General features: G+C 73.0%; 23 protein-coding genes. 12 read left to right on the forward strand and 11 right to left on the reverse strand.

Translation table 11 applies throughout. From position 1 onward, the window contains the following. Nucleotides 1–6 precede the first annotated feature (6 nt). On the reverse strand, nucleotides 7–1,005 hold the full coding sequence (locus CP984_RS22735; RefSeq protein ID WP_003983173.1) for an ALF repeat-containing protein: 999 nt from the start codon (nucleotides 1,003–1,005) through the stop codon (nucleotides 7–9). Nucleotides 1,006–1,087: 82 nt separating this feature from the next. Here CP984_RS22735 and CP984_RS22740 point away from each other — a divergent pair, with 82 nt between their 5' ends. Both CP984_RS22740 and CP984_RS22745 read left to right on the forward strand, forming a co-directional pair. After that, nucleotides 1,088–1,885: an alpha/beta fold hydrolase gene (locus CP984_RS22740; RefSeq protein WP_003983174.1), complete on the forward strand. Its 798-nt coding sequence runs from the start codon at nucleotides 1,088–1,090 to the stop codon at nucleotides 1,883–1,885. Between the two features lie 89 nt (nucleotides 1,886–1,974). After that, nucleotides 1,975–2,670 (forward strand): hypothetical protein, encoded by a 696-nt coding sequence (locus CP984_RS22745; protein WP_003983175.1) that lies wholly within the window; start codon nucleotides 1,975–1,977, stop codon nucleotides 2,668–2,670. A 31-nt stretch (nucleotides 2,671–2,701) separates the two neighbouring features. Here the strand turns inward: CP984_RS22745 and CP984_RS22750 are convergent, their stop codons facing one another. Then, a complete protein-coding gene (locus CP984_RS22750; RefSeq protein ID WP_100246611.1) occupies nucleotides 2,702–3,277 on the reverse strand; it encodes an SRPBCC domain-containing protein in 576 nt (191 codons plus the stop codon). A gap of 181 nt (nucleotides 3,278–3,458) precedes the next feature. Here CP984_RS22750 and CP984_RS22755 point away from each other — a divergent pair, with 181 nt between their 5' ends. Then, the gene (locus CP984_RS22755; RefSeq protein ID WP_003983177.1) at nucleotides 3,459–3,971 is read left to right on the forward strand and encodes a hypothetical protein; all 513 of its coding nucleotides are present in this window, start codon (nucleotides 3,459–3,461) and stop codon (nucleotides 3,969–3,971) included. A gap of 79 nt (nucleotides 3,972–4,050) precedes the next feature. Here the strand turns inward: CP984_RS22755 and CP984_RS22760 are convergent, their stop codons facing one another. Continuing rightward, nucleotides 4,051–5,220, reverse strand: a complete 1,170-nt coding sequence (locus CP984_RS22760; RefSeq protein ID WP_043979086.1) for a thiolase C-terminal domain-containing protein — start codon at nucleotides 5,218–5,220, stop codon at nucleotides 4,051–4,053. 123 nt (nucleotides 5,221–5,343) lie between these two features. On the opposite strand from CP984_RS22760, the gene CP984_RS22765 reads away from it, so the two are divergent. Further along, nucleotides 5,344–6,579, forward strand: a complete 1,236-nt coding sequence (locus tag CP984_RS22765; protein WP_003983179.1) for an acyl-CoA dehydrogenase family protein — start codon at nucleotides 5,344–5,346, stop codon at nucleotides 6,577–6,579. Nucleotides 6,580–6,662: 83 nt separating this feature from the next. Continuing rightward, nucleotides 6,663–7,106 carry a nitroreductase family deazaflavin-dependent oxidoreductase gene (locus CP984_RS22770; RefSeq protein WP_032921162.1) on the forward strand — a complete coding sequence of 148 codons (444 nt, stop codon included), beginning with the start codon at nucleotides 6,663–6,665 and terminating at the stop codon, nucleotides 7,104–7,106. A gap of 221 nt (nucleotides 7,107–7,327) precedes the next feature. Here the strand turns inward: CP984_RS22770 and CP984_RS22775 are convergent, their stop codons facing one another. Beyond that, nucleotides 7,328–7,975: a TetR family transcriptional regulator gene (locus CP984_RS22775; RefSeq protein WP_003983182.1), complete on the reverse strand. Its 648-nt coding sequence runs from the start codon at nucleotides 7,973–7,975 to the stop codon at nucleotides 7,328–7,330. A gap of 346 nt (nucleotides 7,976–8,321) precedes the next feature. Between CP984_RS22775 and CP984_RS22780 the strand changes: the two genes are divergently transcribed. Together CP984_RS22780 and CP984_RS22785 are read left to right on the forward strand one after the other, a co-directional pair. Next, nucleotides 8,322–9,086 (forward strand): VOC family protein, encoded by a 765-nt coding sequence (locus CP984_RS22780; protein ID WP_030182642.1) that lies wholly within the window; start codon nucleotides 8,322–8,324, stop codon nucleotides 9,084–9,086. A 585-nt stretch (nucleotides 9,087–9,671) separates the two neighbouring features. Beyond that, nucleotides 9,672–12,293 (forward strand): outer membrane protein assembly factor BamB family protein, encoded by a 2,622-nt coding sequence (locus tag CP984_RS22785; protein ID WP_030182639.1) that lies wholly within the window; start codon nucleotides 9,672–9,674, stop codon nucleotides 12,291–12,293. Nucleotides 12,294–12,306: 13 nt separating this feature from the next. Here the strand turns inward: CP984_RS22785 and CP984_RS42135 are convergent, their stop codons facing one another. Next, nucleotides 12,307–13,104 carry a hypothetical protein gene (locus CP984_RS42135; RefSeq protein WP_003981667.1) on the reverse strand — a complete coding sequence of 266 codons (798 nt, stop codon included), beginning with the start codon at nucleotides 13,102–13,104 and terminating at the stop codon, nucleotides 12,307–12,309. A 228-nt stretch (nucleotides 13,105–13,332) separates the two neighbouring features. Between CP984_RS42135 and CP984_RS41370 the strand changes: the two genes are divergently transcribed. Continuing rightward, nucleotides 13,333–13,923, forward strand: coding sequence for a hypothetical protein (locus CP984_RS41370; RefSeq protein ID WP_003981666.1), 591 nt, complete (start codon nucleotides 13,333–13,335; stop codon nucleotides 13,921–13,923). After that, the gene (locus CP984_RS22800) at nucleotides 13,923–14,450 is read left to right on the forward strand and encodes a hypothetical protein (RefSeq protein ID WP_003981665.1); all 528 of its coding nucleotides are present in this window, start codon (nucleotides 13,923–13,925) and stop codon (nucleotides 14,448–14,450) included. The genes CP984_RS41370 and CP984_RS22800 overlap by 1 nt, the downstream gene beginning before the upstream one ends. A 29-nt stretch (nucleotides 14,451–14,479) precedes the next feature. Here CP984_RS22800 and CP984_RS22805 read toward each other — a convergent pair whose 3' ends face one another. The 3 genes from CP984_RS22805 to CP984_RS22815 are packed head-to-tail and all read right to left on the reverse strand — an operon-like array spanning nucleotide 14,480 to nucleotide 16,977. Further along, a complete protein-coding gene (locus tag CP984_RS22805; RefSeq protein WP_003981664.1) occupies nucleotides 14,480–15,256 on the reverse strand; it encodes an enoyl-CoA hydratase/isomerase family protein in 777 nt (258 codons plus the stop codon). Next, nucleotides 15,253–15,819, reverse strand: coding sequence for a Zn-ribbon domain-containing OB-fold protein (locus CP984_RS22810; protein ID WP_003981663.1), 567 nt, complete (start codon nucleotides 15,817–15,819; stop codon nucleotides 15,253–15,255). The genes CP984_RS22805 and CP984_RS22810 overlap by 4 nt, the downstream gene beginning before the upstream one ends. Nucleotides 15,820–15,825: 6 nt before the next feature. Continuing rightward, nucleotides 15,826–16,977: a lipid-transfer protein gene (locus CP984_RS22815; protein ID WP_003981662.1), complete on the reverse strand. Its 1,152-nt coding sequence runs from the start codon at nucleotides 16,975–16,977 to the stop codon at nucleotides 15,826–15,828. 141 nt (nucleotides 16,978–17,118) lie between these two features. Between CP984_RS22815 and CP984_RS22820 the strand changes: the two genes are divergently transcribed. Both CP984_RS22820 and CP984_RS22825 read left to right on the forward strand, forming a co-directional pair. Then, entirely contained in the window at nucleotides 17,119–18,795 is a 1,677-nt protein-coding gene (locus CP984_RS22820) for a FadD3 family acyl-CoA ligase (protein WP_003981661.1), read from the forward strand. Nucleotides 18,796–18,921: 126 nt separating this feature from the next. Next, complete coding sequence (locus CP984_RS22825) at nucleotides 18,922–19,605, forward strand: hypothetical protein (RefSeq protein ID WP_003981660.1); 684 nt, start codon at nucleotides 18,922–18,924, stop codon at nucleotides 19,603–19,605. Between the two features lie 379 nt (nucleotides 19,606–19,984). Here the strand turns inward: CP984_RS22825 and CP984_RS22830 are convergent, their stop codons facing one another. After that, nucleotides 19,985–21,562, reverse strand: a complete 1,578-nt coding sequence (locus tag CP984_RS22830; protein ID WP_003981659.1) for a class I adenylate-forming enzyme family protein — start codon at nucleotides 21,560–21,562, stop codon at nucleotides 19,985–19,987. Between the two features lie 142 nt (nucleotides 21,563–21,704). Here CP984_RS22830 and CP984_RS22835 point away from each other — a divergent pair, with 142 nt between their 5' ends. Next, nucleotides 21,705–22,136: a pyridoxamine 5'-phosphate oxidase family protein gene (locus CP984_RS22835; RefSeq protein WP_003981658.1), complete on the forward strand. Its 432-nt coding sequence runs from the start codon at nucleotides 21,705–21,707 to the stop codon at nucleotides 22,134–22,136. Between the two features lie 71 nt (nucleotides 22,137–22,207). Here the strand turns inward: CP984_RS22835 and CP984_RS22840 are convergent, their stop codons facing one another. Both CP984_RS22840 and CP984_RS22845 read right to left on the reverse strand, forming a co-directional pair. Then, nucleotides 22,208–22,432 (reverse strand): hypothetical protein, encoded by a 225-nt coding sequence (locus tag CP984_RS22840; protein WP_003981657.1) that lies wholly within the window; start codon nucleotides 22,430–22,432, stop codon nucleotides 22,208–22,210. Nucleotides 22,433–22,763: 331 nt separating this feature from the next. Further along, nucleotides 22,764–23,108, reverse strand: coding sequence for a hypothetical protein (locus CP984_RS22845; RefSeq protein ID WP_003981656.1), 345 nt, complete (start codon nucleotides 23,106–23,108; stop codon nucleotides 22,764–22,766). Nucleotides 23,109–23,198 lie beyond the last annotated feature (90 nt).

The following is a 23,198-nucleotide window of genomic DNA, read 5'->3' on the forward strand; positions in this document are numbered from 1 at the left end:
AAGGGATCAGCCGCGCTCGGTGGCGGCGGTACGGCGACGGCCGGCGATCACCAGGCCGGCGCCCGCGGTGACCGCTACGGCGGCGCCGCCGAGGGCCCACGGGGTGGCCGGGCTGACGCCGGTGGCGGCCAGGGAGGTGCCGCCGGAGGTGGGCGTCACGGCGTTGCCGGAGACGGCGACCGAGGAGGGCTCGCCGCCGGAACGGACGTCGGTGGCGGGAGTGCCGGTCTTGCCGTCCGTGCCCGCACCGCCCTTTCCGCCGTCCTTGGCGGCCTTGTCCTTGGCGGCCTTGTCCTCTGCCGCCTTCTCCTCGGCGGCCTTGTCCTTGGACGCCTTGTCCTTCTCGGCCTTCTCCTTGGCCGCCTTCTCCTCTTCGGCCTTCTTCCGGGCCGCCTCGTCCTTGGCGCGGGCTTCGTACTGGCCTACGTCGAGGAAGTGCAGGATGGCGGCGTCGTCCTTGCTGCGGAGCGCCTCCTTGCCCGCTTCCCGCACCGCGGGGCCACCGACGCTGATGATCTGCAGCGTGTGCACCCGGTTGTCCGCGCGCTGCGCCAGGTGGTACCCCTCTTCGAGGTAGTACACGCGGTCCTGCGGAGTGCCGTCCATCGCCTTGTCCACGGCCTCGCGGACGTTCCGGCCGACGTACTTGCCCGACAGGGTCCGGATGACCGCCACGCGATTGTCGGTGTCGCGCGCCTTGTCCAGCCCCGTCTCCAGGAACCGGCGTACGTCCTCCGCCGTGCCGTCCAGCGCCTTGTTGGCCTCCCGGCGGACCTGGCGGCCGGAATTCTTGTCGGCGGCGATTTGCGAGACCTTGATCCGGTCCTCCAGCTCGGACCGGGCCTTCTGCTTCGCGGCCTCGTCCGGCGTCGTCCCGGCGCCCTGGTCCGGTGCCGACCTGGCCGTGGACGGCGCCTCGGCGGCGACCGCGGGGGACGAGAAAAGGACGGCCGGGGCGACGGCGGCTGCCGCGAGGAGAGCCGTGAAACGGGCCTGCTTCTTCATGCGTTCACACTCGATTTTCCATGAATGTCTAAAAACGCCCTTAAGCGTACGGTGGGGTGATCCGGCCCGTACTGTCGGGGGCATGGAAAGTCAGCGATACGCACGTGCCGAACTGCGCCTGAACGGCCGCCGCCTCTCCTGTCTCGACTTCGGGCCCGCCACTGGAAAACCCCTTCTCGCCCTGCACGGGCATTTCTCCGAAGGCCGCGGATTCGCCGCGCTCGCCGCCGAACTCGGCCCGGAATGGCGGGTGATCGCGCCCGACCAGCGCGGCCACGGCGAGTCCGACCGCGCTCCGGAATACTCCCGCGAGGGCTATGTCGCCGACGCCGTGGCCCTGCTCGACCACCTCGGCCTGCCGTCCGCCGTCGTGCTCGGCCACTCCATGGGCGGCAAGAACGCGTACCACCTGGCCGCCCGGCACCCCGGCCGGGTGCGGGCCCTGATCAACGTGGACGACCCGGTCGTCATCACGGACACGGGCCCGAGCGGCATCTCCTTCTGCCTCGACTGGCCGCGGCAGGCGCCGACCAGGGAGGCGCTGCTCGACGGGCTCGGCGAGGCGGCCCCGATCGCCGGGAACTGGCTGCGGCAACAGCCGGACGGGAGCTGGCGGTTGCCGTTCGTTCCGGAGGACGTCGTCGCGTCCGACCTCGCCGTACGGGGTGATCACTGGGCGGCCTGGCTGGGGAGCGACTGCCCGGCCCTGCTCGTCCACGGACGCAGGAGTTTCCTGGTCTCCCCGGAGCTGGCACGGGAAATGACCGAACGCCGGCCGCATACCCGCCGGGTGGAACTGGACGCCGGACACTTCATCCTCACCGAGGACCCGGACGGGCTGGCCGCGGCGGTACGGGAATTCCTCGGCGCCCTTCCGTAATCCCGTGACCCCGTAACCGGCGGACCGGAGGGGCCCTTCGTATGGCCCCATAGTGGACAAGCGCGGGCATATCTCCATAGGGTAAAGAAATGGCAAACTTCGTTGAATGTATAACCGACCCGTCCCGCGCCGGTGAGCTGTGGTGCGGCGAAGGCACCGTCGCCGTCTTCGCCGCACGCCCGCAGGGGGACGTCGAAGGCTCCGTCGCGTTGCTGGACCTGGGGGCCTCGGACGCCGCACTGCGCTTCGTCGCCGTACTCGACTGCGCGGAGGACGAGCTGCTGGTGCCGCTGCTGCGGGAGGCGGCGGACGCGGTCCGCCAGGCGGGCGGCACGGCACTGCGGTGGATCACGGAGGAGGAGACGAGTCCCGGCAAGGCCGCGGTGGAGCTGGGCGCCATGGAGAGCGGCGAGGTCTACCGCTGGTGGCGGCGCGACCTGCCGGCCGGTGTTCCCGTGGGGGACGCGGCGGTACGGCGGCTTCCTGCCGAGGAGGGGCGCGAGGACGCGGCGTTCCGTATCGGCACGGACGAAGCCTGGTACAACGTCGAACTGGCCGGCACCCGCGCCCGCCTCGTCCACAACCGCGAGGCCGACAGCACCGCCGACGCGCTCACGGCCATCACCGCGGGCACGCTGCACGCCCTCGACACGGACCACCCCGGCCTGCGCTCCGCCGAGGTCAACGCGTCGCCCGACGACGAAGAGCTGCACGCCGCGCTCCAGAGGCTGGGCTTCACCCCGACGACCGAACGCGCGGTGGAGTACACGCTTCCGCTCGCTTAGACGGGCCGGGACCGGACTCTTCCGGCTTCCCTTACGGCGCGGTGCGGCCCTGCGTACCCAGGTGCCCGTAAAGGTGCGGTTCGACGACGGTGGACAGGCCGTTGAGGAGCAGTTGCGCGCTGCCGCGGAGGTGGGCGACGTCCTGTCCGCCGCCCGCGGTCGCGACGAGGAAGGCGTACTGCTCGGTCCACTCCAGACGGCACCCGTCGGGCCGCTCGGCGAGCTCGACCGTGGTCAGGGAGACCCAGCGGCGGACGTGGTCCACGTACGTCTCGTAGACGGACACGATGCGCGTGCCGGGGACGATGTCGAGGAAGCGGGACCGGTACTCCAGGTGCTCCTCGACACCCGAGACCCGGGTCGTGGCGCGCGCCAGCTCGCTGCCGCCGATACGGAAGTCCAGCTCGTGGTGCACGTCCTCGCGCCTGGCCGGCATGCGGAACCACCGTGTCCGCAGCGCGGGTTCGGCGAAGGCCGCGAAGACCCGGGCGGGCGGCACCGAGAAGTCCCGCGACAGGGAGAACGAGCCGTGCACGGCGCGTTGCGGCGCCGCCCCGGCCGAGGAAGGGTGTATATCGCTGCCTTGATCCACATACCCGGAGTCCATGTGCCGAGCCTACGGCCACGCGCCTGAGCCCTCCGGCGCGGCCGGCATCGGAAATGCCGGATGTTAGTGAGGCGTTAGCCGCACGGCGGCGGAGCGTCAGCGGTGGGCGGCAATCTCGTTCCCACGAGCCGGAAACCCGGCCCGGAACCGTGGAAACACCACTCGGAGAACGGGGAAGACCATGACGCAGCGCACCACCCTCCGCCACGCCCGCAAGGCCGCCGCCGCCCTGGTGATCGCCGCCGCCGCGTTCGGCCTCACCGCCTGCCAGGACGGCACCGGCGTGAAGTCCGCGCCGTCCACCTCGGCCGTCGCGGGCGGTCAGCAGTCCTCCGACGCCACGGTCAAGAAGCCGCAGGGGGCGGGGCAGGGCACCTCGGTGGGCAAGCCGGGCACCTCGGGCACGTCGGGCGCCCCGAAGAAGTCCGGCGAACGGTGCACGAACCAGATCGACTACGCGGGCGACCCGCGGTCCAACGCCGAGATCAACTCCATCGGCGCGGACACCGGCCACTGCCCGGCCCCGCAGAAGCAGAAGCCGGGCTCGAAGGACCGGACCGCGCCGTCCGGCACCCCCAAGGAAGCCGGCAAGAGCTGCACGAACCAGATCAACTACGCGGGCGACCCGCGCTCCAACGCTGTGATCAACTCCATCGGCGAGAAGACCGGCTACTGCCCGCCGGTGCAGAAGTAGTCGGCCTTGGCCACGCGGTTCCGAGTCCGCCGGCCGCTGAGTCCGCTGAGGGGCACCTCCTACGGTTGCGGGGCACCCCCTACCCCCGCCCCAACACCACCGTCCCCGACGAGCAGAACCACCCCCCGGTCCCCGACGCCACGGCCAGTTCCGGCAGGCGGCCGTGCGCGCGGCGTACCTGGCGGTCCGGGCCCGCTTCGCCGCGTAGCTGGCGTACCGCCTCGACCAGGAGGAACAGGCCGCGCATGCCGGGGTGGCAGGCGGCGAGGCCGCCGCCGTCCGTGTTGACGGGCAGGCCGCCGTCCCGCAGCAGCCGTCCCTTCGTGACGAACGGGCCGCCCTCGCCCTTCGCGCAGAAACCGAGGTCTTCCAGGGTGACCAGGGTCATGTAGGTGAAGGCGTCGTAGATCTCGGCCACGTCGATCTCCGCGGGGCGCACCCCGGCCCGCCCGAAGGCGAGGCGGCCGGAGACGGCGGCGGGGGAGACGGTGAAGTCGTCCCACTCGGACATCGCGGCGTGCGAGACGGCGGTGCCCGTGCCCAGCACCCAGACCGGGGGTCTGGGCAGGTCGCGTACGTACTCCCCGGCGACGAGCAGGACCGCGCAGCCGCCGTCGGAGCGGATGCAGCAGTGCAGCTTGGTGAAGGGGTCGGCGATCACCGGGCCGGACAGGACCTCGTCGACCGTGATGGGCGTGCGGTACATGGCGTCGGGGTTGGCGGCCGCGTTCATCCGCGCCTGGACGGCGATCTCTGCCAGCTGTTCCAGGGTGGTGCCGTACTGGTGCATGTGGCGGCGCGCGGCCATCGCGTATTTGGAAACGAGTGTGTGGCCGTACGGCACTTCGTACTGGAGCGGGCCCCGGGCCCCGAAGGAGAGGTTGGCGGTACGGCGGCGGGCCTTGAGGTCCGCGCGCGCCGTGGACCCGTACACCAGGAGCACCGCGCGCGCCTGCCCGGCCGCGATCGCGTCGGCGGCGTGTGCGGCCATCACCTCCCAGGTGGCGCCGCCCACCGAGGTGGAGTCCACCCAGGTGGGGCGCAGCCCCAGATATTCGGCCACTTCCACGGGCGCGAGCGTGCCGAGTCCGGCCGAGGCGAAGCCGTCGACCAGTGAGCGGTCCAGTCCGGCGTCGGCCAGCGCGCGACGGGCGGCCTGGGCGTGCAGGGCGTACGGGGTGGCGTCGTCCACGCGCCCGCAGTCGGAGAGGGCGATACCGGCTATGGCGACTGGTGTCCCTGACGGCATGGAGCTGACGGTACATCAGCTTTGGTGGCAGTGGCAGGCGTGTGGGGCTGGGCATTTGCGCTGGGCGTACCTAACATGACGGCTCGTCAGTTGAGGGTGGTGACGGCCGGGAGGAGCCCGCCGATGGATGCCGCGTTCACCGAGGAGCAGCACGAGATCCGCCGTACGCTGCGGGAACTGCTGCAGAAGCGCTGCGGCCCCGACGAGGTCAAGGCCGCCGCCCGTACCGCCGAGGGCTACGACCCGGCCCTGTGGCGGCAGCTCGCTCAGCAGCTCGGACTGCCGGGGCTGGCCCTGCCCACCGCGTACGGCGGAGTCGGCTGCGGGCCCACCGAACTGGCCCTGGCCTGCGAAGAGACCGGGCGGGTGCTGCTGCCCTCGCCGCTGCTGCCCACCACCGTCCTCGTCGCGCCGCTCGCACTGGCGCTGGGTACGGAGCGGCAGCGCGCGAAGCTGCTGCCCGCTCTCGCGGCGGGCGAGCTGACCGGCGCGCTCGCCGTGCCGGGCGGCCGGCTGGCCACCGCGCTCGCGCTGTCCGGCCGTAACGACGGTGACTGGGCGGGCGGCGGCCGGGCCGGCGGCATCCAGGCGCGGAGGTGCGCGCCGGAGCCGGGTGGCGCGGCGGGGGAGTGGCGGCTGTACGGGGAGGCCGTGCAGGTGGTGGGCGGGCACAGCGCGGACGTGCTCCTGGTGGCCGCGCACACGGGTGGTTACGCGCGCAGTCGCACGCTGCTTTTCGTCGTGCCCGGTGACGCGCCCGGCCTCGTACGGATCCGGCAGACGGCGATGGACGAGACCCGGCCGTTGGCGCGTGTCCAACTGCGCGATGTGAGCGGAGGGTTGCTGGGGGAGGAAGAGGGGGCGGGGGCCGTCGTGACCGCGCTGGCGCGGGTCGGGGCCGGTGCGGCGGCCGCGCTGGCGGCCGAAGCGGTCGGGGCGGCGGACGCGGCGCTCGGGCGGACCGTCGAGTACGTCAAGGCCCGGGAGCAGTTCGGGCGGCCCATCGCGTCGTTCCAGGCCGTGCAGCACCGACTGGCGGATCTGTACGTACGGGTGCAGGCGGCCCGGTCCGCCGCCTACTACGCGGCGTGGGCGGTGGGCGCACCGGCGCAGGACGCCGAGCCCGGCGCCCCCGGCCTCGCGCTCGCGCACGCCCTGGAGACGCTGCGCGCGGTCGCCGGAGAGGCCATCCAGCTGCACGGCGGCATCGGCTTCACCTGGGAACACGACGCCCACCTCGCCTTCAAACGCGCGGCCTGCGACGAACTGCTGCTGGGGCCCGTGCACCGGCTGCGGGCGCACGCCGCCGAGACCGCGGGCCTCTTCGGAGCCGGGGCACGGGCGGCGGTTCCGGCGTGAGGGCGATCGGGCGGGGAACGGTGTCCGTAGAGGCGAGAGGAGCCGACAGGGTGCGGGGACTCGGCAGGCGGCTGGTGCAGAAGATGTCGGCGACGCGGACGTTCGCGCGGGCGGCACCATACGTCGTGCCCGCACTCGACCGCACGGTGCACCGCCTCACCGGCGGCAAGGTGCTGCCGAGCGCGCGGATGCTGCCGGGGGCGGTCCTGACGGTGACCGGCGCCCGGACGGGGCTGCCGCGGCGTACGCCACTGGCCTGCTTTCCGGAGGAGTCCGGCACCTGGCTGCTGATCGGCAGCAACTTCGGGCGCACGGGACACCCTGCCTGGACGGCCAATCTGCTGAAGAACCCGGCGGCCAAGATCAGTTGGCGGGGCCGGGACATTCCCGTACGGGCGCGGCTGCTGAGCGGGGAGGAGCGGGCGCGGGCGTGGGCGGCGGTGCTGGAGTTGTGGCCGCCGTACGCCGCGTACCAGGCGCGCGTCACGCGGGAGATCCGGATCTTCCGGCTGGAGGCGCGGCCGTGAACGCGTACAGCGGGTGCCGGCCGCCCCGGGAGGGCGGTCAACACCCGCTGTACCGGACAGCCATGGCAGGACGAGCGCGAACGTAGCGAAGTGTTCCGTGAGCCGGATTCCGTGAATTCCCCGAGTCGACCGGGATTCCCGAGATATCCGGGACTCCCCGGGATTGTGCGAATTCCCGGAATGTCGCCCGGGCCGGATCGGACGGGTCCGGACCGGCCGGGCTATTTCGTGGGCTTCTTCCCGGTGACACCGAGATGGACCAGCAGGGCCAGGTTCGGCTTCAGTTCCTGCTGTTTGACGCCCCAGCTCGTGAAACCCTTCTGATGGGCGGCGACCGCGGCCAGCATGGCGACGATCGAACCGGCCATCGCGGCCGCGCTGACGTCCTTGTCGACCTTGCCCTTGGACTGGAGTTCCTTGATGGAATCCGTAAGGGAGTTGGTCACGGCATTGAGGATCTTCATGCGGATCTTGTAGAACCGCTTGTCGCCCTCGGCGGCACCGAGGTCGACGACGCGCAGGATCGCGTCGTTCTGCCGCCAGAAGGAGAGGAATCCCTCGACGAGTTCCTCGGCCGCCTGACGGCCGGATTTGCCCACCCAGGAGCGTCCGGCCACCAGATCGGTCAGGCTCGCGCCCTCCTTGGCCATCTCCTCGGCGATTTCCAGCACCGCGCCCTCGACATCGGGGAAGTACTGGTAGAACGTCGCGGGCGAAGTGCCCGCTTTGCGGGCCACATCGATGACCTTGACGTCTCTGTACGGGGACGAACTGAGCATGTCGCTGAGGCAGTCGAGCAGCTTCTGCCGGGTCGCCTGTCCGCGGCGCCCGGCGACTCTGCCGTCGACGGTTCGTACTTGTCCTGTCATGCCGTCAGCTTACCGAGGGGTGATCGGAGCGCGATTTGGCTGCCTGCAAATGGGGATGCGGGAGTTCGGCCGTATCGGTGCCGCCCGATCCCGGGCGTACGGCATCACCGGAGGTCCGTGGCGGGGTCGGGGGCGGCTTGGCCCGAACAAGTGAATTGTCTTATCAACAGGCTGTGGACAACGTGTGCGCGCCGGTGGACGGGGTTCCGGATGCCGTACGGCGATCGCGGGACGGTCCATTGTCGGACGCCGAGAATTGTCCGGTAATGAGCGTGATCGCAGAGAATTGACAAAATGTTCGATTACTGTCCGGGCGGGCTGCTTGATCCAGGGCTACTTTGTTCCCATGACTGCATTCGCGGCGGGCGCGCCCTGCTGGGCGGACGTCATGCTGCCCGACCTGGAAGCGGGCAAGCGATTCTACGGCGAACTGTTCGGCTGGACGTTCTCCGCGGGCTCCGCCGAGCACGGCGGCTACACCCAGGCGTACCGGGACGGCAGGGCCGCCGCGGGACTGATGCCCAAGCCGGACGGCCGGCTGCCCACCGCGTGGACCATCTACTTCGCGACCCCGGACGCCGCCAGGACCAGCGCGAAGATCCTGGAGGCGGGCGGCCGGATCGTCTCGGAGGCCGTGCCCGTCGGCGACTTGGGCACCATGCTCGTCGCCACCGACCCCACGGGCGCGGTCTTCAGCGTCTGGCAGGCGGGCACCCACCCGGGCTTCGAGGTGACGGGCGAGCCCGGCGCGTACGTACGGACGGGCCTGAGCACCCGCGACCCGCAGGGCGCCGACGCCTTCTACGGCGCCGTCTTCGGCTTCGAGAGCGTGGCCGACAGCCCGGCGTCGGACGAGCGCTTCCGCCCCTGGCGGCTGGCCGGGCAGAAGGAGGAGATCGGCGGCCGGGCCCTCATGGGCGACCGCGTCCCGGCCGAGATGCCGCCCCACTTCACCGTCTGCTTCCTCGTCGCCGCGATGGACGACGCCGTACGGACCGCCACCCGCCTGGGCGGCAGGGTCACCGCAGAACCGATCACTACTCCAGGCGGGCCCTTCGCGGTGCTCACGGACAACCAAGGAGCCGCGTTCGGCGTCCTGTCCCCTAAATAGACAACCGGCCCGTGCTGCACGGGCACCCCGCACAGCATCTCCGGGCCGGTACCGGCTCCCGCTGTCGGGCCGCGGACGGCGCGGCCCGGCAGCGGGCACGTGCGGGAGCGCTGGACCCGTGCGGGCGCCGCGCGGGACGCACACGGGGACGGGACGGCATGACCGGCAGGGACACGGACAGCGGGCTCGGCGGACGGCTCCCTTCGGGACGCCGGACGGCGTCGCCGGACATATCCGCCGGCGCGCGGCCGGTGTGACAGCGGCGCCGCGACGCGCCGCGCCGGTGCCCGATCGGTCCGTGTCCGAGGGCTTCGCGGGCGCCGGCGCCGGTGCGCGGGGGCGCCGGTACGGGATACCTCGTCACGACATGTGACGACGGCGCCGCGCAGCGCGGGAGCCCGCCAGGACACGACGGGAGCGGCCCCGGGTTCGCAACCGTGGGCCCGGCCAGGAAGAATCAGCACGCGTACGGCCGAATCGGCCAGGCGGTGAGACGCTGCACGGGGCAGTGGCTCTCGGCGGCCACTGGCTTTTGAGAGTCTCTTTTACGCCCCACGGGGAGGTGGCAGGCAAGTGGTGGAGCAGCTGACACAGCTGACGCAGCACGATCCCCGGCGGATCGGCCCGTTCGAGGTGCTCGGCCGTCTCGGGGCCGGCGGCATGGGGCTGGTCTACCTCGCGCGCTCGGCGTCCGGGCGGCGCGTCGCGATCAAGACGGTGCGGACGGAACTCGCCGAGGACCAGCTGTTCCGGGTCCGTTTCACACGCGAGGTCGAGGCGGCCCGCGCGGTCAGCGGCTTCTACACCGCGGCGGTGGTGGACGCGGACCCGCGCGCCGCGGTGCCGTGGCTGGCGACCGCGTATGTGCCCGCGCCCTCCCTGGAGGAAATAGTCAATGAGTGCGGGCCGCTGCCGGCCCAGGCGGTGCGCTGGCTCGCGGCCGGCATCGCCGAGGCGCTGCAGTCCATCCACGGCGCGGGCCTGGTCCACCGGGACCTGAAGCCGTCCAATGTGCTGGTCGTCGAGGACGGCCCGCGCGTCATCGACTTCGGTATCGCCAGCGGCGTCTCCAACACCCGCCTGACCATGACGAACGTGGCCGTCGGCACCCCGGCGTACATGTCGCCCGAGCAGGCCCGCGACTCCCGCAGCGTCACCGGCGCCAGCGACGTCTTCTCGCTCGGCTCCACCCTGGTCTTCGCCGCCACCGGTCACGCCCCCTTCCACGGCGCCAACCCGGTCGAGACGGTCTTCATGCTGCTGCGCGAGGGCCCGGACCTGGCCGGGCTGCCGGACGAGCTGCGGCCGCTGATCGAGTCCTGCATGCAGATGGAGGCGGCCGGGCGTCCCACCCCCGCCGACCTGCAGTCCCAGCTCGCGCCGCATCTGTTCGGCTCCGGCAGCGACGACAGCGGTACGGCGTCCGCCTGGTTGCCGGCCGGCGCGGTCGCGCTCATCGAGGGGCGGCGCGGCGGGCGGCAGGCCGCATCCGCGTCCGCGGGCCGCGGCGGCTCCGGGCAGGGCCGCGTCGCGCGCCAGCCCGTACCGCAGTCGCCCCCGCCCGCCCAGCCGCCTCCGCCGCGCCCGCGCAACGCCCCGGCCGCCGCCGCTGCGCAGGCGGGCGGCGCGATGGCCGCGGCCGAGCAGGGCTGGGCCGGTGGCGCGGGCGTCGGTCCCGGCGCGCGCCGGGGCGCCGATCCGCGCGGCGCCGCGCAGCTGCCGCAGTCCGCGCCCGCCGGGCCGGTGGCCGCCGCACCGCCCGTCTCCCCGGCCCCGCAGGTCTCCGCCGCCCCGCCCGTACCGTCGCGGCTGCCGGACGCCGACGTGCCGGACGGCTCCGTACGCCTCGCCGGCACCTCGGCGCCGATAGGCCCCGGCCCCCGCGCGGGGGACAGCCGGGAGCCGCAGCCGCACGCCCAGGCGCCCGCCACCGACTGGGTCCGGCCGCCCGCCGGCGCCCCGGCCCCCGCCGCCGGCGGACACGAGGCCGACCCGGCCGCCGCCCTCCCGCAGCAGGGCGCCGCGGCGGCGCACGTCCCCGGACAGGCCCCGGCGGCTTCCGGCGGCGCGGCACCGGCCCGCTGGCGGCCCTGGCGTTTTCGCATGTCCAACGACGTGTGGGGCACCCCGACGGTCGCGGGCGACCTGCTGTACGTGACCTCCTTCGAGGTGCACGCCCTCGACGTGGCCAGCGGGCGGCGGCAGTTCAAGACCCGCGACGTCGCCTGGACCATGTCCGTCGCGGACGGCCGTATCCACGCCTCGGACGGCCCCAGCCTCTACGCGCTCGACGCGGCCGACGGCACCGAGCGCTGGCGGCTGGGCAGCGAGGGCTGGATCTACGCGCTCACCGCCGACCGGGGGACGGTCGTCACCGGCACCCGCGGCGGCGGTGTGCAGGCGTGGGAGGCGGCCACCGGCGAGCGGCTGTGGGAGACCGGCGGCGTACAGACCGACTTCGAGACCGCCGACCTGGGGCCGGTCGCGCACGAGGGCACGGTCTTCGTCTGGGCCGACGGGCGGCTGAAGGCTCTGGAGGCCCGTACCGGCGCCGAGCGCTGGTCGTACCCGGTGGGCGACGCGGTCTCCTGCGGCGGCGTCCCCGTACGGCTGCTGCCCGCCCCGGACGGCGCGGTGTACGTCACCGCGGGCACCCGCGTCCTGGCCATCGACATCGCGCGCGGCGAGGTGCGCTGGCACTTCGAGGCGCCCGCCGCTTTCCTCAGCCCGCCCGCTTACGCGCCGGGCCCCGCGGTCACCGGCGGCGGCATCTACCTGGCCGACTACCTCGGCACGGTCTACGCCCTGGACGCGGCCGACGGCCGGGACCGCTGGCGCATCGCCACCGAGGCGCGGCAGTCCACCGAACCGGTGCTGGTCGCGGACGGCGCCGTGCACCTCGGCAGCGGCAAGGCGCTCTACACGCTCGACGCCGTCACGGGCACGCCGCGCTGGCGCTTCCAGGCGGGCGGCGAGGTGATCGGCGCGCCCGTCGTGGCGGACGGCCGGGTGCACTTCGGCTCCGCCGACCACTGCCTGTACACCCTCGACGCGATGGGCGGCCAGCTGCGCTGGAAGCTCGCCACGGGCGGCGAGATCACCGGCACGCCGGTGGCCTCCGGGGGCGTGGTCTACGCGTGCAGCAAGGACCGCTGCGTGTACGCGCTGGACGCGGCGAAGGGGACGGGCCTGGCGCGGCGGTCCTGACGGTCCGCCGCTCTCAGATGTCGTCCCGGTCGACGGGCTTGACGGGGCGCGTCTCGTCGTCGGGGCGCGTCTCGTGGGACCGGGGCGGCGCCTCGGGCCGGGGCGGCGGCTGCCCCGGATCGTCCGAGGCGGGCGGCATCCGGACCGCCCGGGTGGGCTGCTCGTCCGCGGCCTGCTGACCGGCCTCCGGCGGCGGGTGGCCCGCGCCGGGCCACCGTACGGGCGGCTGGTGATGGGGCGTCGAGGGCGGCGGCGCACCGTACGCGGGCACGCCCTGCGGAGGGGTGTCGCCCGCCCGGATGGGGCCGGGCTCCCACTCGGGCCCGGGGACCGGATACGGCTGCGGATCGCCGTAGCGGTCGTCGAACCCCGCCTCGCGGCGCCGGGCGCGCACGCCCCGGCGCCCGCTCATCACCAGCGCCGCCAGCCACAGCAGCGCGCCGCCGCCGAGGGCGCTCGCCACGCCGAGGCCCAGGCCCTGGTTCTCGCTCTCGCCGACCGTCAGCCTGCCCGCGGCCTGGCCCTGGCGGACCATCCACAGGATCGTGAAGCCGAGTACCACCGCGCCCGCCACGAAGACGAGCGCGCGGGAGCGCAGCAGGATGCCGAACAGGGTCACCACGGCGGCGAAGAGCATCGGCAGCAGGACCGAGCCGAACAGTTCGGCCTTCTCGGCGCTGATGCCCTGGAACAGGTCCTCGATACGGATCTCACGTCCGTGACGGCCGTCGTACCAGGCACGGAAGGGGCTCCAGACGGCGGCCGCCGCTCCGATGAGGGCCAGCACGGATCCGAGTACGTTGCGCACCACAGGCGTCGCCTCTCCGGTCGCTGATTCGTCCCGTTTCCCTCTGTAAACGACGCTACGCCCGACTGCACGCGCGCGCCAGGGGTGCGCGTTTTACCTGGTCAGGGAGAGATTTTGGGTAATGCAAGGAGGTTGCTAGTCTGCCGTGCACTCGTCAAGAACACATAAGGACGAGGGTGCGCCGCGCGTGCGGCGCGGTATTTCCAACGGGGTCAACGGGGGCACAACATCATGAAGTTCCGTCATGTCCGCATGGTCGCCGCGGCCGGGGTGGTCGTCGTCGCGCTGACCGGCGCCCGGCACTCGCACGGAGGCGGCTGCGGCAGCAGCCACAGCAGCTCCAGCGGCGGCAGCAGCACGAGCGGCAGCACCAGCGGCGGTTACGAGGCCGGCACGGGCAGCAGCACCAGCAGCGGCAGCACCAGTGGCGGCTACGACGGCGGTACGAGCACCAGCGGCAGCACCACGAGCGGCAGCACGTCCAGCGGCAGCACCTCGGGCTACACCTCCGGTGGCGGCAGCAGCCGCAGCGCCATGGGCGACATCAAGATCAACGGGTGCCAGTACAACGGCGCCGGCAGCCTGAAGACCACGGTCAGCGCCACCAACAGCTCGTCCACCACCAAGTACACCTACATGCTGACGGTGAAGTTCACCGCGCCCGGCGGCAAGGACCTCGGCACCCGCCACCCGAGCATCCCGTACGTCATGCCGGGCCGCACCGACTCGACCGACGTGATCCAGTACGTGCCCCGCGACGCCGCCGTCAGCGGCACGTACCGCTGCTCGGTCACCGACGTCCAGCGCACCCCGCTCTCCTGATGACGGCCCAGGGACGACGCATCGGCCGGGCCGCCATCGCGGCCGGGATGGTGGCCGCCACCGGGCTCGGGGTGGCCGGCTGCGGGGCGCTGCTGCCCGGCGGCCACCGCAGGCTGCCCCCGCCGCCGATGCCCAGCGGTTACAGCTCCTCGCCGTCGCCGTACGACTCGTACTCGCCGTCGTACTCGTACTCCCCTTCGCCCACGCCGGAGGAGACCTACGACCCGGACGGCCGCACGGACGCGCGCGGCAACAACTGCCGCTACGACACGTCGGCCCGCCGCCTCGAATACTCGGTCTCGGTGACCAACCCGTCGCTCACCAAGACCTTCAAGTACGAGATGGCGGTCAACTGGATGAGGGACCGGCCCGCCGACGGCACGGCGCTCGGGCTGCACCAGCGCAGCATCATCGTCCGTCCCGGGCAGACCGAGACGTACACGGCCACCTACTACTACACCAACACCTCGACGCAGCAGATGTGGTACACCTGCGAGATCCGCAGGGCGCGCAAGTCGGAGCTGTGAGGGGTCAGCGGCCCCCTCAGCGGACCCCCTCAGCGGACCCTGAAGTCCCGGGAACGGGACGCGAAGAGGCCGGCCTGCCGCTCCGGCGGCAGGTTGCCCAGTGCGATCAACTGCGGGGCGTGGGCCAGCGCCTGCGCCCGCACGGCCTCCCGCGACGCCCACAGGGCCCGTACGGTGCCCTGCACCGCGCCGGTCGGATGCGCGGCCAGTATCGCGGCGGCGCGCCGGGCCGCGGCCACCGCGCCGCCCGGCGGCGTCAGCTCCGAGACCAGGCCCGTTTCGTAGGCGCGGTGGGCGCCGAGCCGTTCCGCCGTGCCCATCAGGGCCAGCCGCGCGGCCTCGCCGTACGGCATGCGCTGGGCCAGGAACACCGACTCGTACGCGCTGACCATCCCGTAGGACGTGTGCGGGTCGAAGAACGTGGCCTCCTCGGAGGCGACCAGGAACTCGCACTCGCCCAGCAGATAGAACGCCCCGCCGCAGGCCATCCCCTCGACGGCCGCGACGACCGGCTTCCACAGGTCGTTCGCCTTCGGGCCGATGGTGAGCAGGGGGTCGTCGAGCGAGTACGGGGAGGACGGCTGCGGGACCTGTACGGCGCGGTCGATACCGGTGCAGAAGGCCCTGCCCCCGGCGCCGGTCAGGACGACGGCGCGCACCTCGTCGTCGCAGCGGAACCCGCGCCATATGGACGCGAGCCGTTCGGCCGTCTCCAGGTCGATGGCGTTGTGGCGCTCGGGCCGGTCGAGCGTGACCAGCGCGACGCCGTCCGGCCCCGTCGCCACGCGTACGGAAGGCGCCGTCACGGCCGCTCCAGCAGCCAGCGCGGCACGGTCACGCCCGGCGCCTGCTCGTGGAACGCCACCTTGACCGGGGCGCCGATGCGGATACGGGCCGGGTCCACCGAGTCCAGCGCCGCGTCCGGGGCCGCGACCAGGTTGCCGACCAGGCGGATGCGCGGGGCGTCGGCCAGCTCCACCACGACGACGTTGTACGGGGCCTGCGCGGCGTAGGCGGGCAGCAGCGGCGGGTGCGGCAGGACGTACGACCAGATGCGGCCGCGTCCCGACATCCGCTGCCAGCGGTCGTCGAAGGACTGGCAGTGCGGGCAGCAGGGGCGGGGCGGGAAGCGGAGTTCGCCGCAGGCGGCGCAGCCCTGGACGCGGAGTTCGCCACGGGCGGCGTATTCCCAGAAGGGGGCGCCGTCGTCGTCGGGGACGGGGAGGAGCAGGGCGGCCTCGTCGGGTGGCTGTGGGGCACCGGACGGTTGCGGGTCGGGGGCTGGACGTGGTTCGGGCACCGGGCGCGGGTCGGGGGTCGGACGCGGTTCAGGGGCGTTGTCAGTGGTCCCCTTCATGCTGGTGGACATGGAAGCTCAACTCCTCAGCAGCAGGGCGGAAGTGGGGACCCCTTCCCCGGCCGTGACCAGGCAGGTGGCGGCGTCCGGGACCTGGGCGGTGCTGGTGCCGCGCAGTTGCCGCACGCCTTCGGTGATGAGGTTGAAGCCGTGGATGTACGCCTCGCTCAGCCCGCCGCCCGCGGTGTTCAGCGGCAGCCGGCCGCCGATCTCCAGGGCCCCGCCCTCGGTGAAGGCCGCGCCCTCGCCGCGCCCGCAGAAGCCGTAGCCCTCCAGGGAGAGCGGGATCAGCGGGGTGAACGCGTCGTAGATCTGCGCGACATCGACGTCCCCGGGGCCGAAGTCGGCCTGTTTCCACAGCTGCCGGGCTGCGGTCCAGGCCGGTCCGGTGAGCGGATCCTCGGTCCAGTAGTTGACCATGCCGTGGTGCTGGGCGGGCAGACCCTGTGCGGCCGAGTGCACATACACGGGGCGCTGGCGCAGGTCACGGGCGCGCTCGGCGGCGACGACCACGCACGCCAGGGCGCCGTCGGTCTCCAGGCAGTTGTCGAAGAGGCACAGCGGCTCGCTGATCCAGCGGGCGGTCATGTACATCTCGCGGGTCAGCGGGCGCTCGTACATGATCGCGGCGGGGTTCTGGTTGGCGCGGTTGCGGCAGGCGAGGGCGACGTTGAAGAAGTGGTCGCGGGTGGCGCCGTATTCGTGCATATAGCGCCGGGCGAGGATGCCGATCTCGTCGACGGGCCGCAGCAGGCCGAAAGGACGGGTCCATTGGGCGGGAGTGGGCAGTTGGACAGTGGTGTTCCGCCACGGGCGGGGCCCGGAACCGCGCTTGCGCGAGCGCCAGGCGACACCGACGCTCGCCTGGCCGGTGGCGATGGCCGCCGCCAGGTGGGCCACGGTCGCGCACGAACCCCCGCCGCCGTAACCGGCCTTGGCGAAGAACGTGACGTCCCCGGCGCCGATGGCCTTGGCCACCTCGACCTCGTCGGTCTCCTCCATGGTGTAGGAGGCGAAGGCGTCCACCTCGGACGGGGCGATCCCGGCGTCGTCCAGGGCGGCGGTGATCGCCCGGCAGGCCAGCGTGCGTTCCGACTCGGGCAGCCTTCTGGCGAACGCCGTCCGGCCGATCCCGGCTATCACCGCCGCGTCCTTCAGGGTGGCCCCCATCGTCACCTCCGTGGTCGGCCGCCCGTCCGGAGCCCCGTGCGGCCGGCGCTGACATCCGTGCTGACAGCCGAGGAGGCTACCGCTAACCTGACGGGTAGTCAGCTACTCGCTCCGGCCAGCGCTTCCGCGGGAGGTTGTGCGATGCGGCGTGCCGACCCGTCCGAGCCCGGCCCGCGCGCCGGTACGCGCGAGCCCGATGCCGACCCCCGCGCCGACCTGGAGTACGGCACCGTCCCGCGCCTGGTGCGCGCCGCCGCCGAGCGGTACGGCCCGTCCGAGGCGGTCGCCGAGGGGCGCACCCGCCTGACGTACGCGCAACTGGGGGAGCGGGTCGAGCGGGCCGCCGCGGCGTGCCTCGCCGCAGGTGTCGAGCCTGGCGACCGGGTGGCCGTGTGGGCGCCCAACACCGGCGACTGGATCACCGCCGCGCTCGGCGCCGTCACCGCGGGCGCCGTCCTGGTCCCGGTCAACACCCGCTTCAAGGGCGCCGAGACGGCCCACGTCCTGCGCCGCACCCGCGCCCGGCTGCTGTTCGTCACCGGCACGTTCCTCGGCACGTCGTACGTCGCCTCGCTGCGCCGCGCGGCCGGCGACGGCACCGGCGACGGCCCGCTCCCCGGCCTGCCCCACCTCGAACGGGCCGTCGTCCTCTCCGGCGACGCCCCCACCGGTTTCCTCGCGTGGCAGGACTTCCTCGCGGCGGGCGAGGCGGTGCCCAGGGGGGCCGTACGGTCCCGGGCCGACGCGATACGCCCCGACGACCCCTCGGACATCGTCTTCACCTCGGGCACCACAGGACGCCCCAAAGGCGCGGTGATCACCCACGCCCAGACCCTGCGCGCCTACGGCGTCTGGAGCGCCCTCGCCGGACTGGCCCCCGGCGACCGCTATCTGATCGTCAACCCGTTCTTCCACACCTTCGGCTACAAGGCCGGCATCCTCGCCTGCCTGCTGCGCGGGGCGACGATGATCCCGCAGCCGGTGTTCGGCGTCTCCACGGCGCTGGCCAACATCGCCGCCGAACGCGTCACCGTCCTCCCCGGCCCGCCCGCCCTCCACCAGCAGCTCCTGGACGACCCCGGGCGCGCCCGCTACGACCTCGGCTCGCTGCGGCTGGTCGTCACCGGCGCGGCCGTCGTCCCGCTCACCCTGGTCGAACGGCTCCGGTCCGAGCTGGGCATCGCGACCGTACTGACCGCCTACGGCCTCTCGGAAAGCTCCGGCATCGTCACGATGTGCCGCCGCGGCGACCCGCCCGAGGTCGTCGCGGCCACCTCGGGACGGGCCGTACCGGACACGGAGATACGGGTCGTGGACACCGAGGGGCGGATCGTGCCGCCCGGCACGGCGGGGGAGGTGCTGGTCCGCGGCTACCACGTGATGACCGGCTACTTCGAGGACCCGCGGGCCACCGCGGAGGTGCTCACGGAGGACGGCTGGCTGCGCACGGGCGATGTCGGCGTCCTGGACGGCGACGGCAACCTCCGCATCACCGACCGCCTCAAGGACATGTTCATCGTCGGCGGCTTCAACGCCTACCCCGCCGAGATCGAGCACCTGCTCGCCCGCCACCCGGACGTGGCCGAGGTCGCCGTCGTCGGCGTCCCCGACGCGCGGCTGGGCGAGGTCGGCAAGGCGTACGCGGTCCGCCGTCCGCGGTCCGCGCTGACGGCGGACGAACTGATCGCGTGGGCGCGGCGGGAGATGGCCAACTACAAGGTGCCCAGGGAGGTCGCGTTCGTCCCAGCGCTGCCGCGCAACGCGAGCGGGAAGATCGTCAAGGGCGCGTTGCGGGGCGGCGCGCCGGCCGCGTCGTAACGGGGAAACCCCGGCTCGGGCGGGTGACAGCGGCTGGTTACCGACGTGTTAGCCGCCCGTTAGCGGCGCCCGGCACCTTGGTGTACGTACCAATGAACACCGCCGCACCACCCTTGGGGGACCCGCATGTCCAGCATCTCCACCGCCGCCTTCCGCCGGGGCCGCCGGATCGCCGCCGCATCGGTCGTGGCCATCGCGGCGTTCTCGCTCACCGCGTGCAACGCCCCGGGCGGCGACGACCCGAAGCCGGCCAAGAGCGCCGCGAGCGAAGCCCCCGGGAACGGCTCGTCCGACGGCTCGACCGGCTCCTCCGGCGGCGCCGCGGGCTCCGCCGGAGGCGACACCGGGTCCACGGGCGCGGGCTCCTCGGGCTCGCAGGGTTCGGGCGGGTCCACCGGAGGCAGCGGCTCGGGCCACCGGGGTTCCGGCACGTCGGGCGGCTCGGGCTCCACCGGCTCCGGCGGCTCCACCGGCTCCACCGGCTCCGGCGGTGGTACGGGTACGGGCCACAAGGGCGCCAACGTCACCCTGAACGGCACGCTCAAGTACCTCGCCCCGGGCAAGTACACCGTGGCCCCCGAGTCCGGCATGGAGCAGGCGTTCTTCGTCGCCACCGACACCAGGATCCTGGGGGCGACCACCATCTGCGGCGGCCCCGACGGCCGGGTCACCATCGACAAGAGCAGCTACGGCACCACCACCTGCACCACGGACGACCTCGAAAAGGCCGCCAAGATGAACACGGTCAAGGTCCGCGTCACGGTCAAGAAGGGCATCGCCACGCAGGTCGTGGAGCGCTACCACCCGTGATCAAGGGGGCTCCGGCGGGCGGCCCGCGCCTACCTGAATGGCCCCGCTCGCCTCGTGGGCTCCAGGCCCCGCGTGATTGCCTGGCAATCACCCTGTCGTGGGAGGTGTGGGTGGCATGACCAGTCCGTATCCCGCCGGTCCCGAGCCCGGTGGACCCGTGCCCGAGCCGCCGGACCCGCCCGGTCCCGAGCCCCGACCGGGGCCCGAACCGGGCCCGCCCTATCCGCCGGGGCCCGACCCGGGTCCGCCGCCGCCCGGCCCCAGCGACCCGATGGCCCCGGACCCGATTCCCCGGCCGTCGGACCCGGACGCGGCCCCCGAACCCAGCCCGCAGCCCGGCCCGGTCTCCTGACCACCGGGCCGCGGTGATCCCCGCCGGTCAGGCCCCGCCGCCGTACCGCTCCCGCAGCGCCGCCTTGAGCACCTTGTTCAGCGGGCCGCCCCGCGGGAGTTCGGGCAGGATCTCCAGCTGCTCCGGCAGCTTCTGGGGCATCAGGCCGGAGCGGCGCAGATGAGCGGTGAGCGCCGGGAGCGTCAGCGTTCCGTCGGCCGTCCCGTCGAGGGTCACCACCGCGCAGACCCGCTCGCCGCGCTCGCGGTCCGGCAGCCCGATCACGGCGGCGTCCGCCACCGCCGGATGCGCGCGGACCAGCTCCTCCACCTCCGGCGCCGAGATGTTCTCGCCCTTGCGGATGATGATGTCCTTCAGCCGTCCGGTCAGCACGAGATGCCCGTCCGCGCGCAGCAGGCCCAGGTCGCCGGTACGGAACCAGCCGTCCGTGTCGAAGGCCGCGGCCGTCAGCGCCGGGTCGGTGTAGCCGCGGCAGACCATCGGGCCGCGTACGGTGACCTCGCCCGCCTCACCGGTCGCCGCCTCCGAGCCGTCCGCGCGGGCGATCCGTATCCGGGCACCGGTCACCGGCTTCCCCACGGTGTGGGCGAGCTGTTCGCCGGTGTCGTACGGCGTACCCATCGCGATCATCGGGCACTCCGTCATCCCGTACCCGTGCACCACCGCGCACCCCAGCTCCCGCACCGCCGCGTGGTACAGGTCGGGCGGCAGCGGCGCCCCGCCCCCGGAGAGCAGCCGCAGGGAGGGGATCAGCCGGCCCGCAGGCCCAGGCCCGCCGGGCCCGTCGCGCCGCCGTGCCTCGTCGAGGAACGCCTGGTAGAAGGCCGTGCTCCCGCCGGCCATCGTCACCCCGTGCCGCCGGTACGCCTCGGTCGCCGCCGCCGGGTCGAAGGTGTCCAGCACCACCGCGGGGAAGCCGCCGAGCAGCATTGCGATCACATAGTCCGGCCCCGCGATGTGTGCGTACGGGAACGCCATCGAGCCGATGTCCGTTTCCGTCATGCCCAGCGCGTTGGCCAGTCCGACACCGCCCGCGATGAGCGAGGCGTCGGTGTGCTCGACGCCCTTGGGCTCGGCCGTGGTGCCCGAGGTGAAGTAGGTCCACGTCGGGGTGGCGCGGTCCGGCCGTACGAACTCCGGGAGCACGCCGACCGGTTCGGCCTCCGGAAGCCCGTCCGCGACGGAGAGTACGCGTACGCCGCCGTCCGCCACCTTCCGCACCGTGCCTGCGTAGTCGTGGCCGCGCCACTGACCCGGCACGATCGCGTACTCCGCCGCCGACTGCCGCAGCGCGAAACCCACTTCGCGCTCCCGGTGCAGATGCAGCACCGGTATCTGTACGGCGCCGAGCCGGGCCAGCGCGAGCGACACCGCGACGGTCAGGGGCCAGGTGGGCAACTGCCACATCACGCGCGTACCGGCGCCGATCCCCAGCCCGCGGAATCCGGCCGCCAGCCGCAGGGCCCGGTCGCGTACCCGGCCGAAGGTCAGGGCCCGGCCGGAGCCCCGGGTGCTCTCGTCGAAGAACATCGGCGCCCGCCGGGGCGCCTCGGCCCGGTATTCCATCAGTTCCCAGAGCGAGCGCACACGATCGGGTTCGAACACGTCGCGCCTCCAAGGATGCGGGGGCGCGAGGCTAGCAGAAGAGGTGACGGCCCGTCAGGTGGCGTAAGGGTACGGAACATTCGTACCGGCCGAGGAGTTGGGTACGGGTGTACACATCCCTACGGGAAAGCGAGCGGACGTCATGCCGTTGACCACGGAAGAACGCGAGAAGTTCCTGGCCGGGCCGCACATCGGAGCGCTGTCGGTGGACTCGGGCGAGGCGGGCCGCGCCCCGCTGACCGTGCCCATCTGGTACGCGTACGAGCCGGGCGGGGAGCTGTGGATCATCACCGAGCGGGACTCGCGCAAGGCGCGGCTGATCGCGGCGGCGGGGCGGTTCTCGCTGATGGCGGACCAGGTCACCCCGAGGGTCCGCTATGTGTCGGTGGAGGGTGAGGTGGTCTCGACCGGGCCGACGACGGACGAGGAGCTGCACGCGATGGTCGGGCGCTATCTCGCGCCGGAGGCGGCGGCCGCGTATCTCAGGGACGTGGCACCGACGTTCGGGCCGGAGGTGACCATCCGGATGCGGCCGCGCCGCTGGCTGTCGGCGGACATGGGGCCGGGCGAGTAACCGGCCGTACGGCACCGCAGGGGGCCGGGTCGTACGGCCCGGCCCCCTGCGCAGGTGAACTGCCGACGCCGTTACGGGCGGTTGGCGTCCAGGGGTGCCACCTGGTCGCCGGGCACCGGACGGTTGCCGTCCATGGCCACCGCGTTGTTGCCGGCCACCGGGCGGTTGCCGTCCCCGGCGACGACGGCGGAGGCACCGCTCGGGGCGTGGTGGTCGGCCAGGGCGGGCGCCGCCGCTGCACCGGCGAGGGCGGCGGTGAAGGCGAGGGTGACGACGGTGCGCTGGGTACGGCTCATTCCGACTCCTTCGTGGGGACATCGCTTACATGTGACGCTAGTGGCAGGTGATGCGTATGTTCGATCCCCCCGGCGGAAAATAGCCATAGAAATGGGGAGATTTCGTCTGTCCTCGGGTATGCCGCGGGGACCGGCTTCGATGGCTCCCCCCTCAATGCCATCGAAACCGGCCCCCGCGATCCCCCGGATCCCCCCGGATCCCCCGATCCCCGGGCCCGGCAGTCCCCCCTGGATCCCCCGATCCCCCGGACTGCCCGACCCGCAGTGGGTCTTGTGTTGTCCCATAGGGCGGGCCGGTGCTTCCCCCGTGGCCCGCCCTACGGGCCGCTCATTACTTCGGGTCGGCGATGGGGCGGTTGCTGTCACCCATCACGACCACGTTGCCGTCCTTGCCCGGCGCGGGCCGGGCGGTGTCCTCGGTGATCAGCTGGCCGTCGGTGATCGGACGGTTGCTGTCCTGAGGCGCGATGGGACGGTTGCTGTCCATGGGCTGGATCGGCCGGTTGCTGTCCATCGGCTGAATCGGCCGGTTGCTGTCCATGGGCTGGATGGGACGGTTGCTGTCCATGGGCTGGATGGGACGGTTGCTGTCCATCGGCTGGATGGGACGATTGCTGTCCAGCGGCTTGACGATGTCCTTGTCGTCGTCCTTTCGGGCCTGATTCTGAGAGCTCACGGTGATCAACTCCGTTGTGTGGGCGCAATCGGTCCACCCGCCCGGCAACTCCCCCGTGGGTCGCCGGACGGGCGGACCAGGGCCGGCACC

Source organism: Streptomyces rimosus (assembly GCF_008704655.1).
GTDB classification, from domain to species: Bacteria; Actinomycetota; Actinomycetes; order Streptomycetales; family Streptomycetaceae; genus Streptomyces; species Streptomyces rimosus.